Annotated in this window: 16 protein-coding genes and 1 CRISPR repeat array (1 of these 17 running past the window's edge); of the genes, 9 read left to right on the top strand and 7 right to left on the bottom strand. The window is 42.8% G+C overall.

The features are described 5' to 3' along the window. Window positions 1-2195: direct repeats of the CRISPR family, unit length 28 nt; unit sequence CTTCACTGCCACGCAGGCAGCTTAGAAA (it extends 773 nt beyond the left edge of the window). A 719-nt stretch (window positions 2196-2914) separates the two neighbouring features. The 3 genes from L1077_RS18415 to L1077_RS18405 all read left to right on the top strand — a co-directional run bounded on the left by L1077_RS18415 (window position 2915) and on the right by L1077_RS18405 (window position 5828). Continuing rightward, window positions 2915-3688: an SDR family NAD(P)-dependent oxidoreductase gene (locus tag L1077_RS18415; RefSeq protein ID WP_237138404.1), complete on the top strand. Its 774-nt coding sequence runs from the start codon at window positions 2915-2917 to the stop codon at window positions 3686-3688. Between the two features lie 6 nt (window positions 3689-3694). After that, complete coding sequence (locus tag L1077_RS18410; protein ID WP_237138403.1) at window positions 3695-4693, top strand: AraC family transcriptional regulator; 999 nt, start codon at window positions 3695-3697, stop codon at window positions 4691-4693. Window positions 4694-4814: 121 nt separating this feature from the next. Next, window positions 4815-5828: a serine hydrolase domain-containing protein gene (locus L1077_RS18405; protein ID WP_237138402.1), complete on the top strand. Its 1014-nt coding sequence runs from the start codon at window positions 4815-4817 to the stop codon at window positions 5826-5828. Between the two features lie 55 nt (window positions 5829-5883). Here the strand turns inward: L1077_RS18405 and L1077_RS18400 are convergent, their stop codons facing one another. Then, a complete protein-coding gene (locus L1077_RS18400) occupies window positions 5884-6291 on the bottom strand; it encodes a hypothetical protein (RefSeq protein WP_237138401.1) in 408 nt (135 codons plus the stop codon). A gap of 256 nt (window positions 6292-6547) precedes the next feature. On the opposite strand from L1077_RS18400, the gene L1077_RS18395 reads away from it, so the two are divergent. Continuing rightward, the gene (locus L1077_RS18395) at window positions 6548-6799 is read left to right on the top strand and encodes a hypothetical protein (RefSeq protein ID WP_237138400.1); all 252 of its coding nucleotides are present in this window, start codon (window positions 6548-6550) and stop codon (window positions 6797-6799) included. A 116-nt stretch (window positions 6800-6915) separates the two neighbouring features. On the opposite strand, the gene L1077_RS18390 is transcribed toward L1077_RS18395, so the two are convergent. Next, on the bottom strand, window positions 6916-7599 hold the full coding sequence (locus L1077_RS18390; protein ID WP_237138399.1) for a pirin family protein: 684 nt from the start codon (window positions 7597-7599) through the stop codon (window positions 6916-6918). Window positions 7600-7724: 125 nt separating this feature from the next. Between L1077_RS18390 and L1077_RS18385 the strand changes: the two genes are divergently transcribed. Then, window positions 7725-8630 carry a LysR family transcriptional regulator gene (locus L1077_RS18385; protein WP_237138398.1) on the top strand — a complete coding sequence of 302 codons (906 nt, stop codon included), beginning with the start codon at window positions 7725-7727 and terminating at the stop codon, window positions 8628-8630. A gap of 104 nt (window positions 8631-8734) precedes the next feature. On the opposite strand, the gene L1077_RS18380 is transcribed toward L1077_RS18385, so the two are convergent. Next, the gene (locus L1077_RS18380) at window positions 8735-9730 is read right to left on the bottom strand and encodes a restriction endonuclease (RefSeq protein ID WP_237138397.1); all 996 of its coding nucleotides are present in this window, start codon (window positions 9728-9730) and stop codon (window positions 8735-8737) included. A gap of 294 nt (window positions 9731-10024) precedes the next feature. Here L1077_RS18380 and L1077_RS18375 point away from each other — a divergent pair, with 294 nt between their 5' ends. Both L1077_RS18375 and L1077_RS18370 read left to right on the top strand, forming a co-directional pair. Beyond that, entirely contained in the window at window positions 10025-10438 is a 414-nt protein-coding gene (locus tag L1077_RS18375; RefSeq protein ID WP_237138396.1) for a VOC family protein, read from the top strand. 118 nt (window positions 10439-10556) lie between these two features. Beyond that, window positions 10557-11162, top strand: coding sequence for a glutathione S-transferase family protein (locus L1077_RS18370; protein ID WP_237138395.1), 606 nt, complete (start codon window positions 10557-10559; stop codon window positions 11160-11162). A 528-nt stretch (window positions 11163-11690) separates the two neighbouring features. On the opposite strand, the gene L1077_RS18365 is transcribed toward L1077_RS18370, so the two are convergent. Continuing rightward, on the bottom strand, window positions 11691-11852 hold the full coding sequence (locus L1077_RS18365; protein WP_237138394.1) for a hypothetical protein: 162 nt from the start codon (window positions 11850-11852) through the stop codon (window positions 11691-11693). 283 nt (window positions 11853-12135) lie between these two features. Here L1077_RS18365 and L1077_RS18360 point away from each other — a divergent pair, with 283 nt between their 5' ends. Then, entirely contained in the window at window positions 12136-12459 is a 324-nt protein-coding gene (locus tag L1077_RS18360) for a hypothetical protein (RefSeq protein ID WP_237138393.1), read from the top strand. Window positions 12460-12612: 153 nt separating this feature from the next. Here L1077_RS18360 and L1077_RS18355 read toward each other — a convergent pair whose 3' ends face one another. From L1077_RS18355 to L1077_RS18345, 3 genes are all read right to left on the bottom strand, one after another. Then, complete coding sequence (locus L1077_RS18355) at window positions 12613-13371, bottom strand: DUF2182 domain-containing protein (protein WP_237138392.1); 759 nt, start codon at window positions 13369-13371, stop codon at window positions 12613-12615. 8 nt (window positions 13372-13379) lie between these two features. After that, the gene (locus L1077_RS18350; protein WP_237138391.1) at window positions 13380-14879 is read right to left on the bottom strand and encodes a tyrosinase family protein; all 1500 of its coding nucleotides are present in this window, start codon (window positions 14877-14879) and stop codon (window positions 13380-13382) included. Between the two features lie 383 nt (window positions 14880-15262). Then, window positions 15263-15721: a hypothetical protein gene (locus L1077_RS18345; RefSeq protein ID WP_237138390.1), complete on the bottom strand. Its 459-nt coding sequence runs from the start codon at window positions 15719-15721 to the stop codon at window positions 15263-15265. 415 nt (window positions 15722-16136) lie between these two features. Here L1077_RS18345 and L1077_RS18340 point away from each other — a divergent pair, with 415 nt between their 5' ends. After that, a complete protein-coding gene (locus tag L1077_RS18340) occupies window positions 16137-16886 on the top strand; it encodes a hypothetical protein (protein ID WP_237138389.1) in 750 nt (249 codons plus the stop codon). The last annotated feature ends 47 nt before the right edge of the window (window positions 16887-16933 follow it).

Here is a 16933-nt window from a genome sequence, read left to right as displayed (position 1 = left end):
GGTATTCCTTCACTGCCACGCAGGCAGCTTAGAAAAGCTCCAGACCTACCATTCACAGAGATTGAGGCTTCACTGCCACGCAGGCAGCTTAGAAATCCCGCAAACATAAAACCGTCATGCATCACGTCTTCACTGCCACGCAGGCAGCTTAGAAAGTGTATGAAAGACAATTGATGCTGCGTTGACCCTTCACTGCCACGCAGGCAGCTTAGAAAAGAGGGTGAGAAAACCAAAAAGCTATGGTTAGCTTCACTGCCACGCAGGCAGCTTAGAAAACAAAGTTTGGGAGTAATTCCAGACCCATCTGCTTCACTGCCACGCAGGCAGCTTAGAAATACATACATATTCGGGTGCTACGGGCCCATATCTTCACTGCCACGCAGGCAGCTTAGAAAGTATTCAGAATTAGAGGTTTAAATAAATCCTACTTCACTGCCACGCAGGCAGCTTAGAAATTGGCACGAAAAGAACAAAATGCGCACTTTGACTTCACTGCCACGCAGGCAGCTTAGAAAGACAATAACATCTTCAGGCGAAAAACGTTTACCTTCACTGCCACGCAGGCAGCTTAGAAATGCAAGCTGCGGAATCAGTGGCGTTGAATTCCCTTCACTGCCACGCAGGCAGCTTAGAAAGAACAAAAGAACGCTTTGGTGTTAATCAACAGCTTCACTGCCACGCAGGCAGCTTAGAAATGAAGTCGACCGGATGGTCGGTCCTTAGCTTTCTTCACTGCCACGCAGGCAGCTTAGAAATTATGAATGTTGTCCGAAATTAGGGCAAAAGCCTTCACTGCCACGCAGGCAGCTTAGAAAATTCAATGCCAAATCAGTAACGGCGGGATTTCCTTCACTGCCACGCAGGCAGCTTAGAAAATACCGCCGCGCCATTCGTAATCACAAGGCCGCTTCACTGCCACGCAGGCAGCTTAGAAAGCCAAGACTCGACCTAAAACTATTAAAAAAGTCTTCACTGCCACGCAGGCAGCTTAGAAAGATCAATGACGAAAAAAATCAAACTTGGTCATCTTCACTGCCACGCAGGCAGCTTAGAAAAGTCGAAACGCGGGGACAGGTAATTCACCTTTCTTCACTGCCACGCAGGCAGCTTAGAAAGCGTTGCTGTCTAGCTGTTCTAGAATATCGTCCTTCACTGCCACGCAGGCAGCTTAGAAAAAATATAGCTGTGTATGGCTTCATTTAGGCACCTTCACTGCCACGCAGGCAGCTTAGAAAGTAGAAATATATAGCGCTGATGAGAGAAGAAACTTCACTGCCACGCAGGCAGCTTAGAAAATCGTATTTCGCCATTTCACCTCCAGAGGAAACTTCACTGCCACGCAGGCAGCTTAGAAAACTCGTGTGAATGGCCGACTCTGACGCGTTACCTTCACTGCCACGCAGGCAGCTTAGAAAAATACCTTGCTCAAAAGGGGTAGAAAAGATACCTTCACTGCCACGCAGGCAGCTTAGAAAATTCACGAATTGCTTTAGGTGTGACACCAAATCTTCACTGCCACGCAGGCAGCTTAGAAAACGAGAAGCGGAAGTCGAGGTCAATTCAAAGTCTTCACTGCCACGCAGGCAGCTTAGAAATATCAGTTGGAAATCTGAGACGATTCTTTGTACTTCACTGCCACGCAGGCAGCTTAGAAATGACAACTCATATGCGCCTGTAGCATTTTCTGCTTCACTGCCACGCAGGCAGCTTAGAAAATCACCAGCTCCGTCCTCCACATCGATATTAGCTTCACTGCCACGCAGGCAGCTTAGAAATGCAGCAATTGACGGCGTTACAGTCTCATACCCTTCACTGCCACGCAGGCAGCTTAGAAAGTGTTGATAGGCTTTGTCTCTGCTGGTAATACCTTCACTGCCACGCAGGCAGCTTAGAAAAACCGCGCGCACCGACCGTGATGCGACTTTAGCTTCACTGCCACGCAGGCAGCTTAGAAAATATGAAGGATGGCTGGAAAACCTTAGAAATTCTTCACTGCCACGCAGGCAGCTTAGAAATATCCAGCAAACAGGTGTTAAATCATGCAAAGCTTCACTGCCACGCAGGCAGCTTAGAAATTTAACTTGAATGCGGTACTCATAAAGCCTTGCTTCACTGCCACGCAGGCAGCTTAGAAATGGCGAAAAGCTTAAATTTACTCAAAGTACAACTTCACTGCCACGCAGGCAGCTTAGAAAGTAGCCATGCTGCGGATTTGTTGACGTTTCCACTTCACTGCCGAACAGGCTGCTTAGGTGATGAGTGACCGAAACGAAGTTTCGCAGCGCGAAGAAGTGAGGTCATGGATGACCGATGTAACCAAGCTCCATGGATGGATTTCAGATCCGTATTGGAACTATTCCACTTCACTGCCGAACAGGCAGCTTAGGTGATGAGTGACCGAAATGAAGTTTCGCAGCGCAAGGGGTGAGTCGCTTAGAATAAGGTCATTGATGACCGATGTGACCAAGCTTCATGGATGGATTTCAGTTCCGTGTTGGCTATGTCAACGGGCAAACTTTAAATCTGGATCCTGATGTTCATCAGGATGACGAGGGTGAGATAGGAGTGTTAAGTGGCTCATTTTATTTCGTGTCTATTCTGAAACTATTTATCGGTGTATCCAAACTAGATCCTGATGTCCATCAGGATGACGAGGGTGAGATAGGAGTGTTGATTTGACCTAAGTAGTCCTATGCCGTCTTCCCGGGCTTGCCCCGGGATCCATATCCGTATTTCGCTGCAATCTATATTTACCAACCCACCAAAACTGTAATGGGGGTTTCCACTTTGGCATCCTTTGATGCAGCTTGTCACCTTTTGCATGTTGAGTGTCACGATCTGTCAGTGTGTGGCGCGTTTTGAATGTTTATACTGAGCACATTGAATCAACGGGGTTTAAACAGAGGTAAAACACATGGCAAATACAGCATTAATCACAGGCGCATCGGGCGGTATTGGACTTGAATTAGCACACTTGCATGCACAGCAAGGGGGTGACTTAGTCTTGGTAGCGCGCTCTCAAGATAAGCTAGATGCCTTGGCAAAAGAGCTTGAGGTTAAGCACAGTATTAAAACGACAGTGATCAACGAAGATTTATCTCAGCCGGGTGCTGCGCAACGTATTTTTGATAAAACATCAGCACTGAATATTGAGGTGGATGTGCTTATTAATAACGCTGGCTTTGGTGGTCATGGCGTGTTTTACCAACGTGATATGGTGGCAGATCAGCAAATGGTGCAAGTGAATATCACCGCATTGACCGATCTTACACATCTATACTCAAAAGGCATGGTGGCGCGTCAGCGTGGACGAATTTTAAATGTGTCATCAACGGTGTCGTTTTTACCGGGTCCACTACAAGCGGTATACTATGCATCAAAAGCGTATGTAACCTCATACACGCAGGCGGTGGCTGAAGAGTTATCTGGTACTGGCGTGACGGCAACGGCATTGTGCCCGGGAGCAGTGAATACAGGCTTTGTGGCGGCAGGTAATTTGGAAGGGGTTGATGTGTGGAAAAACGCCAGATCGGCTAAGTCAGTGGCCGAGTGCGGTTATAAAGCCATGCAAAAAGGTCAACTGGTGGCGTTTAACGAGCGAAAATTACAGTTTTTACTGAACTGGATCACCCCGTTACTGCCACGTAAAATGGTGTTGAAGTTGTCACGCCAATCAATGGAAAAGTAACAAGATATGAAAATAGCGAGCAAGTTTACAGTACATGCAAACTGTAAAATTTTATTAAAAGACATGGACATTGATGTTGAAACTGTGGTGGCGTACTCCAAGTTACCAGCAGATGTATTCAACCGTGAACCTGTGATGCTCTCGCCAAAAGAGTACTTTGATTGGTGGTTGGCGATTGAAAAGGCCGCTGATGGTCGCGATGTGCCTTTATTGGTGGCGGAGCATCTATCTGTAGAGGTGTTTGATGCGCTGTTGTTTGCTGTTTTATGTAGTCCGGATTTAAATACTGCGCTATCACGTATACAGCATTACAAACCCCTAATTGGCCCGATGAAAATGGATCTGGATGTCACTGACACTGCCACTGAAATGGGGCTGTCATGTTATGGCTATGAAGGGCCTGTGCCAGCTGTATTGGTGCTCACTGAAATGGTGTTTTTTACCAAGCTATTGCGGATGGCAACGCGCCATCATGCCTCGCCGTTAGCGGTAACCCTACCTGAACTGCCCAGTAATGTCGGTGCATATGAGACGTTTTTTGGTTGTCAGCTTAAGCAAGGTGATAAGCTCTCTATGGTATTCAAAGCCGAGGATGCTGCGCGACCCTTTTTAACGGCAAACGCCAGTATGTGGTCTTACTTTGAAGGGGGCTTAAATCAAAAGTTAGCTGATTTAACGGCAACAGCAACAACGGTTGAGCGAGTTCGTGCAGTGTTGATCGAGTCCTTGCCTGTTGGGCAAAGCTCAGTTGACATGGTGGCGCAAAAGCTGACCATGAGTAAGCGCACTTTGCAGCGCAAGTTGAGTGATGAAGACACGAGCTTTCACAGTGTATTGCAAGACGTGCGCTCTGAATTAGCTAAGCATTATTTGCAAAAGTCACACATATCCTTAAGTGAAGTGGCGTTTTTATTGGGCTATCAAGAATCGAATTCATTTATTCGCGCATTTACGACCTGGCATGGTGTGTCGCCAGGCAGCTATCGTGAGCAGTTGGCATCTTAACCCTTTGAGGTGCCAATAAATTACAAACTATTTCACTATAAACATTTACTTACGTTATTCATTTTGTAGTGTCTCTGTGCTTATGCTCCAATAAATAGGAGACAAAAGTAAAGGGACAGCTATGCAATTTGCGGATCACGAAATACAGTCAATTCATAAAGTCGCCAAGGCGTTTTCGCCCAACACCGAGCTGGCGGTGGCTAAGTTCGACGCAGGCCAATGCCAGTATTACGGTGCAAGGCATGGCAACAAAGGCATTGAGCAAATTGACAATCGTGCTTCTGTATTTGAGATTGGTTCGCTCACCAAGTTGTTTACTAATGCTGTGTTGGCGCAGATGGTGTGTGAAGGCAAGTTGGCCTTAACCGATCCGATCACCTCTTATCTTGACCTGACTATTGCTGACAATGAAAAGATCACGTTTGAGTCGTTAGCGACCCATACGTCAGGCTTGCCTAGATTACCACCGGGGCTCTTATGGCAAGCGCTATTTAAGCGCAAAGACAATCCCTATCAGGCTTATTTAGAAGCCGACTTACAGGCACATCTTGCCAGCGATATCACAATTAATCGCACCAAAAAGCATAATTACTCAAATTTAGGTGTGGGGTTACTCGGTTATGTATTGGCGAAAATAGAAGGCGTGAGCTTTGCACAGTTACTGCAAAAGCGTTTTTTTGAGCCGCTTGGCATGCCACGCAGCTTTTGCAATTGGCGTGATGTGCATGGCGAGTTGGTGATGGGCTTAAATAAGCGCGGCGATCCGACCGAAAATTGGGATTTAGGTGTGTTGCAAGGTGCAGGGGCCATGCTGTCGACTGTGCAAGATCTCGGGCAATTTATGAAGGCGCATTTTGACGACATGCATGCTTGGGCAAGGTTACAGCGCCAAGTCTTGTTTAAGCAAGGGCATATTCAAATGGGGTTGGGTTGGTATGTTTTTCAAGGAGATCAGCAATCAGACACGGTATATTTTCATGATGGTGGCACCGGTGGGTATAGCTCTGTGATGATCATGGATGTGGAAAAACGCGCAGGGTATATCATTTTGTCTAACATCTCAGGTATGCATAAACTAAAAGGACAAAAAGTCACTAAGCTAGGATTTGAGCTCATGGAAAAGCGAAAGGGCTAAGTAGCCTAGGGTAAAAGGACACCTCAAATCGTGCCCTTTTACCCCTAAATCAGGGTTAAATTGCGATGCATTTATCTTCTAACGGTTCATCTTTATCTGTGGCATAAATGCCAACAAAGCCACCAAATTTTCCGCACAACGTGGCTGTTAGGTTACGATGATAAGTGATTTTTATACGTTGGTGCTCCGCAATAAACGGTGTTTTTGTTGTTGCAGTATCAACTTTATATTGCACATAGTGTTCGTCTGCTTGCATGTCTTTTAGACGCATTTCAATATGGCCAATCGTATCGTCGAAATTGGTATCCAAGCTATTGGTTCCGTAAATATTATACTCTATCACTTGGTCGCCAAATGCCATTGCTTGGAGAGTGTGATTTCCATGGCCTAGGGTAAAAACCGCCGTTAGAGTGAGTGTAACTGCTGCGACAGCTGTAAGGGCGATTGCTTTGATGGCGTTCATAATGATGTCCTTTTAAAATGAGTTTTTAAAGTGGCAACTTTAAATTTATTATTGTTACTTTTCAGTAACTTATGTTCATTTTATATTGTACGTTGCATGCTTGTACCTGTCTATCACTTAATTCTCAGTTTTAACTGACACATTTTTCAGGCGTATAGTTGTGTTCTTTATATGACTGTTAAAGATGCTGAGTTATCAGTTGAGGTCAGTATTGTGTATCATTGGCTGTGTACCCTGAGCCCAAAGGATTTTATTGTTGGGGTCGGGAAATATGACGGTAGAGCAAGAAATTTTATCCAGGTTTGATAGCAAGGTGCTTGGCAGCAATACCATGCTTTTTAGTATGCAGCAGGCAAGCCACCTAGGCTGGTGGCCGTATATGTGTTCATCATTTTCTCGTCAGCGCTTTTACGGCGAATGGCATCACAAAATAAGAAATAATCGGTACGATAATCGCGAGTACCAGTGCGGTATGAGCGAGCTTGTTGCTGCCTATCATGGGCGCTAACCAGTCGGGTATAAAATAGACCAAGGGAAACAACGCAAGATAGTTTATCAACATCATTATGTGTGTATTGGGGGTCTTAGTTTGCATTGTGTATGTGCTCCTAGTTCAGTGCCACATTAATGTGACACAATCAGTAAATGTAATTGCTCAGTGGCTGTTATTGCTAGGCTGCCAGCCTCAATCAAGTCTCCTTCTTTCACTTGCGTTAATTGACCTTGCTGCTCTACCTGTGCTTGTCCAGAAATCACATAAACTAAAGCGGTTTTTTCTAAGGTGAGGTTTTGTGTGGCATCCAAATGTGCAATATCCATGGTGGTTGCGCTGGCAAAAGTCTCTGTTTGACTGTCACTGCCGCCATAAATACGCGTGACGCCATTGTCTTTAGGTGTATATGACTTGTACTGGGCTGGTTGGCCTGCAACTTCGGGTAGTGCCCACACTTGTAACATGCGGTTTGGTTTGTCATCTGGGTTAATCTCATTGTGGCTAAAGCCCTCACCACCTGCTCTTTGCACTTGCACATCACCTGCGCTCAAGTCTTTACCATGTTCTAACGACCCTTCGTGGCTTACTCGGCCTTCTAAGACAATCGAAATGACATCAATTTCGCTATGTGGGTGCATACCCGACTGGCCTTTTGGTAAGTAACGCGCATCTGCTAAGTACACCATGCTGCCAAGCCCTTCAAATGTTTCTGGCTTTTTACGCCCTGCAAAAACGCGGCTATCGGTGACTAATCTGTGCTCTGTAATGCCTGCAAAACCGCCTAGTTCTAAAGAGTCTCTTGAAAGAATTTTCATGGTCATTTCCTATTTTTTAATCTTGTTTCGAAGTGATGAGTAAAGTGTACGAGCAGACAGTTGTTTTATATATACCTATAAAATAGAATTACTTTTCCAGATATAACAACAATAAGGTGAGGTCGATGGAAAAAACCGATGTGAATGCCATGCTGCTGTTCTTGGCTGTGGTGGACGCAGGCAGTTTTACTGTGGCAGCAGAGCGACTAAATATGCCAAAAGCCAATTTGAGTAGAAAGGTTGCGCAATTGGAAGCCAGCTTGGGTATCACTTTGCTCGAGCGCACAACTCGAACGCAGCATTTAACGGAAGCGGGGCGTGTTTACCTTGAACATTGCAAGCAGATCAAAGCGCATATTGAGTTGGCTCATGCCAGTGTTGCAAAAGCACTCAACGAGGTGGCTGGCGAACTCAAAGTGGGTATGTCTGTGGGCATGGGACACGAAATTTTAAAACCTGTATTGAGTAAGTTTATGCACAAGCACCAGCAGGTTAACTTGCAATTGAGCCTGCTAAATCGCAGAGTTGATGTGATTGAAGAAGGGTTTGATTTGGTGATCAGAATAGGAGAGTTAGCAGATTCACGTTTGGTTGCTAAGCGTTTAGGGCGTGTTTCAAGAAGGTTTTATGCAAGTCGGGAGTTTGTAGAGCAGTATGGCGTTATCAGTCATCCAGAACAGTTAGCTCATTTAGATGTATTGTTGATGAGCAGTATCCAAAAGTCTGAGGTCATCAGTTTGGTTAATGACACACTGCAATGCGATGTCACTATTTATCCGCGAATGCGGGTGGATGATTACGTTGTGCTTAAGCAAATGGTCGTCGATGGCATTGGCGTTGCCATACTGCCAGATTACATGTGTTCGCACAGTCCTGAAAAAGATCTGCTTGAGCCTATATTGCCTCACTGGGAGTTACCAGCGGTGGATGTTTACGCGCTATATCCTAAAAATCGTCTGCATATTCCTAAAGTTGCCGCGTTTGTTGAGTTTATCCAGGCTGTGTTTTCAGAGAGGCTGTTACGGACATAAAAATCACCAAGTTTGGTATTGATGCGCTTTAAAGTGCAGCTTTGAGTGCATTACTCAGTGATTTTGATGCGAAATCAGGTTTTAAGAGTGACGCTTTAATCACTTTACCTTGGCCAATACACCTTGGTGAGGGGCAGTAAAACACGGGTTTCTATGTCGAACTCGTCGTAATGCTCAGTGATGAGTTTCATTAAATCGTCAATATCAATGAGGGTCAAAGGGATATTTGAGCGATCGGCTTCATATTTTGCGTCTTTAGTAAATCCACCTGTACTGACGTATAAAGCACGATCACCTTCGCGGAGTCCGCCAATAAAGCTTCGTAAGTGTTGCGAGGTCATACGTTTATTTTTTTGGTGTTTTACCTCGACTTTTATTCTAGGAGACTCAAGCCCGATCCCATCAGGAGAGGCGAATATATCCACACCTCGATCCATGCCTTTGTTTGACACACGAGTCCGATACCCCATCGCTCTTAATACACCTGCAACTAAGTATTCCATATCTTCTGGTGAGATAGCGATGATGCGGTCTTTTATAAGCTCGCTTGATTGTTCAATGACATCGTTTCGAGATTGCTCAATTGCTTTTTCATTTTCTTCTGCGAGCACTTCCACTTGGTTTGGTTGCTGATGGTCTAAGTTTCTTTTAATTTCGGATGCGACGTCTTGGTTAACGGCAAAGACGGTGAGTGTACTGCCGAGAGTATTGCGAGAAGATACGCTCAATGCATCGCGGCTGACATGACCAAGCCACTTGACTTTGCGAATATGATTGAAACTCTCATCATCAATAATATCTTGCACATAAGTGTAGTCACTTATGATTTCGCCAACCAAATATTCCCTGCTAGATGGATTGTAGGTAATTGCCAGGTCGCCCACTTTCATGTCAAAGCGAAATTTCTTAATCATGGCGACGGCATTACTCGATTTTGATGTATGCTGGCCTTGAAAGGATGCCAAGTATTTAGACTTTAAGTCTGATTCATTAGCGATGTCAGATAAATCTCCGATTTCGTTCCAGCCTATACTAACGCAGGCTGTTTTCTCAAAATCGTCAACTAAATATGCGCCTTCGCCAGCTCTAATCATCCACATAGTGTTCCCTCTAAAAATGAATTTTATACATAAATATTACATTTTCTAAGGCCTGATACCAATAGCGGATTTGCTTTTGCAGCACTCTGGCAAGTGAGGTTTAAGCTCGTGTGGCCAGTTTTTCAAAAAATATCAAAATAAGCCTTTACCTCAAGTTAAGTTGAGATTTTAAAGTGTCACTCAACTTACGAAGGGAAGACCATGAAAAACATGATTAAACTTTATATAAAACAATTAACTGCGGATAAATATGCCACATTCAAGTTCACCATGGAAAACAAATAGGAGACGCATATGTATTTAGAACATGTCAATTTAGTAGTTAAAAATATCGACACTGCATTAACTTTTTATCGTGCTGCTTTTCCACACTGGAAAGTCAGGAGCAAAGGCAATGGCGAGTGGTTTGGTAAACCGCGAACATGGCTGCACTTTGGTGATGATCACCACTATCTTGCTTTTAGTGATCATGGTGAAGGACAAAATAGAGTATTGAAGGAACATCAAGTTGGTCTGGGTCATTTCGCTTATGTGGTCAACAGTATTGATGGGGTTGTAAAGCGTCTTGAGCAAGCTGGTTTTGAGGTAGATAAGGTTGGGCCAGCCCATTCATATCGAAAAAATGTGTATTTTATTGACCCCGATGGGTTTGAAGTTGAGTTTGTGGAGTACTTCAGTGATATACCAGCACAGCGCAATAGTGACTAGACTGAAATCTTCAAAAATACTTAATTTACTCACTTGCAAGTCTGTGAAAAACTAAGCCTAATTGTTGATTGCATCAATGGCATTCAAGATAGACTAACTAACAGGTAAAAGGATCCTTATGTCAGGTATAACGCTTTATAGTTTTTCTTTATCGGGTAACGGTCACAAGATCAGACACTTTTTATCTATTCTTGGGCTTCAATATGAACTCAAACTACTAGACCCACATACACAGGAGCACAAAAGTAAGGAGTTTGTGGCGTTAAACCCTCTTGGACAGGTGCCTGTGTTGGTTGATGGCGACGCTGTGATCTGTGATTCGAATGCGATATTAGTGTACCTTGCACAAAAGTATGATGCGGATAACACCTGGTATCCAGAGGACGTATTACTGCGAGCAGAAATTCAAAAGTTCTTATCCATGTCAGCAGGTGAAGTGCTCAATGGCCCTAACTTATATCGTGGCATTAAGGTTATTGGGAAACCCGGCGACCTTGAGCAAACTTATGATAAAACAATTAACTTTTTTGTTTATTTGGACAAGCATTTAAGTGATCGTGACTACTTGTTAGGTGCCAAACCAAGCATAGCAGACATTGCCTTGTATACGTACCCAAAACTGGCTGTAAAAGCGGGTGTTAATGTAAGTGACTTTCCTCATATTGCAAAGTGGTTTGCGCGCATTGAAAGTGGCTTAAGCTATGTTGATGCACCAGAAAAGTGATCTGCAAGATTCAGAGTGTTGAAGATATTGGTTGCCGTAATCTAAAGTAGAGTACGGCAACAAAAACACACCTAGGCTGCCGCCGAACTCAAGTTGGAACCTCATGGCGCCCTTTATCATAAAAACTCCTACAAACAATAAATTGATATGAACGTACATGCCATGAAGGTACGCCCATGCACAAGCAAGGCTTGTCTTGCATTGCCAAAAGGAATTTAGGTACTTGGGGTTTATCGGGAACATAAATTCCGCCATGTAAGCATTTTGCTCATCAATTCAATATTTTCAGGATGTGATAAAAGGGAAAAGGTGATGTCTGTAGGTTATGAGATAAAGGTCAGGCATGAAATCAACAACTCTATTCCCATTATTGATGTGATTAATAATTGATTTTTAAATAAAGTTGGTATAATCGATATGTGGTGTGGTTAATTAAAATTAATATCACACAGCATGATTAATATGTTGTGTGATATTTTTATAAAGATAAAAATATATATTATATTTTATGCTTTATTTTAATAGGTTTTAGTGTGCCCAGCAGCAATCAGAATCACCTGGTGCCCAATCAGGGCGACCTCTTGTAGGTACTTGCCATGCACCACCTACTTGAGGAGTAGCATTAGAGGGTAAATCTTTAGCGTTAAAAGATAAGCATTTTATTTTCTTTTTATTGATTTTAATTTTCATTTTAAACTTCCTTCTTATTGTTTTTTATTTAACCTATTCTGACAATATATAGAAAATCTATTCTTGTCAATTTTTCTACTTAATGGTTTGATAATTATTAAAATAAAAAATAATTTATTTTGTTTTAATGTAAATAAAGTGTTGGTTTATTTTATAAAAGTGGTCTGTAATTTTTGTCACGTAAAAATATTTTCTTAAATTGTCAATCCGTGCCTTTTGACACATGCTTAGGCATATCCCGAGTGATTATTGTTAACATATAAAAACGGACGATGGTGGCATTGTGACTCGAATGCGATATGAGTGTACCTTGCCAAAAAGTATGATGCGGATAATAAAATGGTATTCAGAGGGCGTATTACTGCGAGCAGAAATACAAAAATTCTTATCCATGTTAGCAGGTGAAGTACTCAACGGCCCTAACTTATATCGTGGCATTAAGGTCATTGGGAAACCTGATGACCTTGAGCAAACTTATGATAAAACAATCAACTTTTTTGTTTATTTGGACAAACATTTGGGTGATCGTGACTACTTGTTAGGTACCAAGCATAGCAGACATTGCCTTGTATACGTCCCCAAAACTGGCTGTAAAAGCGGGTGTTAATGTAAGTGACTTTCCTCATATCGCAAAGTGGTTTGCGCGCATTGAAAGTGGCTTAAGCTATGTTGATGCACCAGAAAAGTAACTTATAAGATTCAAGGTTTTGAAGGTATTTGTTGCCGTAATCTAAAGCAGAGTACGGCAACAAAAACACACCTAATGACCAAAGTGTGGCAAGTAAAACACAATCAATTGATACGCGGCAAGTACATAGCAAGTGTTTCGCAAGACATGTTTTTTATTTCGATAAAGCGTTGCTTCATAAAACAGCGCTGCTGTTAATATGCCCATTTGCACAATGCCGTGACCGGCAATATGCATGGCAATCATAACGTGAGCGCAGGTTTTGACGCATTTAATCCCTTCTTTCAAACCGATTGTTAATACATCTAAGTCTGCTTTAAAACCCCGAAGCCTTGGTGACCAAATACTGCCGCACGCATTCAGTAAACGCATTCTAAATGCTGCATCACTGAGCATACCCGCGGCGAAATAGCCTAAGGCTGCAATGGGCAGCACGTTTAGTTCTGCTGTCCATGAGGTGGTTTGGAGCATATGTGTTGCCAAGAGCAAAACAACACCAAAAACCAGCCAAACAGATGCATAGCCAATAATAAACAGCGCTAGGCTCAGCTGTTGGCGGTATATTGGTACACTGTTTACTAGGCTTCTGATGGTCCCGCTGGTCATTGGTAGCATCATTGCAAATACCATCAGCATCCACTGCCAAGTCATGCTGGCAAACCCTGCCTGGGCGTGCATGTCATGGTGAGCATGATGGTGGTGATGTGAGGTGCTGGTACCAAGTAAAGTGGATAGATAATACATCCATATTAACGCAGCAAGGCACAGCACGAACCAGTGAGGGTGAGCAACCCTAAAGGCGCTCACTTTTTTAAAAATTAGCGTAGCCATACCAGTGACTAAACTTCAGCTTTTATGCTGATCCGGCCAATGGTTGCATTCGCCGCACCTAGCGCCCTACTTGGTTCTACTTCGATGTGTATGTCTTCAAGCTTCCATTGCGGATGCGCTCTTAATTGGTGGACGATTTCGGTTGCGTCTAATTGAACAATGATACCTACACCTGTACTTCGAGCACTGACGATTGATGATTGTGCAAGTCCAAACAGGCCCACACTGCCCACAAAGTGGCGCTCAGTTTGATTTGGCAGTCTTAAAAATACGTTAATGGGTGCTATGTTGCCCGTTCCGGTGATGTTCTCCAATAAGACGTGAATAGCCGTCGGTGAGAGTTCGTCTTCTTTATCGACCCTTCCCAGTACAGGTGCACTTTTCTTTTGGGGTATAAAGTTCAAGCTAGTTGAAACTGATTTCGATTCAATTGTTAATGGTTTTGTAGTCGCACCTATGGTATCAAACATATTTATGCCTTGTGAACTCGTCTCTTTGGGGGCATTGTCAGTCTGGTTTATTCCCGCAAAACTCTCGGTATACGTATAATCAAGGTCCTTAGTATTGAGTACATCAGCTGCAGAAATCTTGACATGGTTTCCAAGCTCATCATGAAAGTCAAACACCTGATTTAACCACGCGTGACTTTTAGGGTTGCTATTCCCTCTTTCTATCCAGCTTTGCCATAGCCTATCTATGTTAGCGTGGTGCAGCCAAAATATCGGATCTAAAGCGGCTGTATCTGGGTCACCCATTGCACCGCCAATATCAACATGTACCTTGTTATGAGGGATGTTCTCTAATAGTCCAAAAGTGCCGGGGCTATGACTGAAGGTAAATTCAACTCCCCCAAAACCGACGCCATTATTCACTACAAAATTCTTAGACTGCATACTTGAAGTACTGCTTGCATCTTTTGGATTAAGTTTATAACTCAGCCTTTCTTCCATCCACAGACCAGGGAAGTCTGGGTTGGGATGCGATGACCCAGCCATGCTATTGGTGAAACCAAACTCAGGTGGAATATGTAGTGCATTATCTTGCTGCTCTGGGGTTAACTTAGGGTTATCAACATCAGAATAATTCCAGTAGGGGAGTGCCCAGTCTTCTGGCCCGTTTAGGTCGACAATTGTTTTTCTGACAATGCGTTCAAAAAAGTACAAGTACATACGGTGCCAGGGTAGAAAAAACCATGAACCGTGCTGGCATTGCTGCCAAAAATTTTGGGTTGTGTTCTCTGTTATTAACAGCTCTATCAGCTCTTTCTTTAGTTCAGTATTGGGTGGTAAGCCAGTCGCTTTCGTCCATATGCTTTCTTCGCTCCATTGGTAAATATCAGGACTTAACGGGTTCTCTTGAAAGGTTTGTAACCCCATTCCGTGTATTGCAGCTTGATACCACCAACTTGTTGGATCAGAGATATCGCGTTTTTTCATTTCCTCAACGGCTTTTGAATACCATAAAAGGGTTCCGTCTTTTATTTCGTTTACATTTTTCCGTATACGCATTTGATGTTACTCCGTAGCGTTAATTTTCAATTGTGTATTGATCGCAGCGTGTACTACGACACTGAAATAGTAAGCGTGGAAAAAAAGGAAAAATATTACGATTTATTACACGGTGATTTAGTTAAGTTATAAGCAATAAACGCGTTTTTCTAGGTGTTGAATAATTTAAATTAATCGCGGCTATTGCATTTAGCTTATTGAACATTTGAGACTTTAAGGTGACGGTAAGAGTGAAACATAGAAGCAGCTGAATATAAAAGATATGAATCTGAACAGTGTAATTTTTAATACTTAAGCGAGTATAAATCACTTTTGTGTGTTGTTGTTCAATTGATTAAAGAATGAGTTGTCGATCATTGCGCTACGAGTTAACTTAGTGCGCGTTATTCGCGCACACCCATGTTTTGAACGTCTTTCATTTGGACTATAACTCGCCAGTAATACACACCTGAAAATAACAAAGTGAACAGAAAGTCAAACAGTGTGGTGCCTTCGGAGACTTCACCTCTTGCTATGTAAATCAGCGAATAGACAGAAATGGAAATCGGCACTGTACAAACGAGAACGCGAACACCCACGACCCAACAAATAGATAGATAACGGCGTAAAAAATCTTTGCCGCTGTTACCGCCGTTTATTTTGAAGCAATACCAAGTACTGACCACAATCATCACAATATCGAGTAACAAACTTAAGTAGTCGTAGCTATTTGAGGTTTCTGTTGGTGTAGTCCGTAATGACATCAAAATGAGTATTGCAATGAGGTATTTTAAATCGCATCTAGGGGTGAGCAGGTTCGCTCTGAGATCTGATTTGAGTGCCCATATATTCCAAAAATACATTGTCTTCCCTACATGCTTATAAAAGTGCATCAAGCTATTCATCTTGCCAAGATAAGATAACGTATTTAATGGGCAAAAAAATGCACGGTTTAATAACTACGTATCAACTAAACAATATATCCATAAATATCAATGGCTAATGATTATTTCATGGAGTAGTGATTACGGTAATGTCGATATTTTCATTAAGTAAAAACATTTGACTTATTGTTTTTTGAGGTCATTATAGAATGGCACACAGCGGCAGCCTGTACCTAAATTGACTTTTTTGTTGAGTTAAGGCTGTAAAGTAAATGATGTGCTTTGTAGCGAGCGGGTAAGGTGTTTGTCACCAGCGCTAGTCGCCATTTTTGTGCTTATAATAATTAGTAAAAATAATAGACTTATTGAGTGGCTGTTTTCAAAGGAGAGTATAATGAAAGTAATTCACGCCCTAGCTGTAGGTATTTTGATGACGGGTAATGCCTACGCGCTTGAGACAATTTACGATGCGGATAGTAATGCAGGTAAAACGACCCAATACCCATATGGTCCGGTCAAAAGTATGATGGTGCAGACGACTTCGTCGCATTATTTTACCGCATTTTTTGACACAGCGGCACAAGCGACTTGTAATGCGGCTGCGTTGTATAATGAAGTCAGTGGTGCTTTGATTGCGCCGTTAACCGTTGCTGATAATCGGGTGGTTTTTGGTGCTGTAGAACATGGCAATGAAACCGTGGCCAAGGTGGTCAAATTGACTTGTCATGATGATAATCGTAGCTATTTAGTACACCATAAAGTGCCTGCAGCACCGTCAATTAATTACGACAGGTCGTTGCAGTTTGATAACTGGACCGACGCAGGTGATAGGCATCCCGGGTATTTTCAATCTGTTACTTTGACAGCGCAATTATCAGTAAATACACATGCACCTGACGGCGAGTGTCGTGTCGTTGAGTTTGGCAATAGTGATGTACCCGGATTATTTAATGGCCAGATGCATGTAAGTAACCTTTATAGCGATGTATTTAACCACACTGGTAAAGTGCTTTATGATGCATTTAGCTCTTCTATGACATATGCTGTTCGTTGTTCAAATTCTGGTGGCTCAACAATGCTTTTTGATGAGTGGAAAATAAATCAAGACCTTCAGCAAGGCACATTAAGTACCAGTTATTATTAATTTTAGCTGATAAAGGGCGAGAAATTCTCAGCCCTTTATATTGCAAA

Source organism: Pseudoalteromonas luteoviolacea, assembly GCF_021654285.1.
GTDB lineage: Bacteria > Pseudomonadota > Gammaproteobacteria > Enterobacterales > Alteromonadaceae > Pseudoalteromonas > Pseudoalteromonas luteoviolacea_J.
The sequence above is the reverse complement of the archived record's forward strand: the minus strand, read 5'-3'. Positions and strand labels throughout refer to the sequence as shown.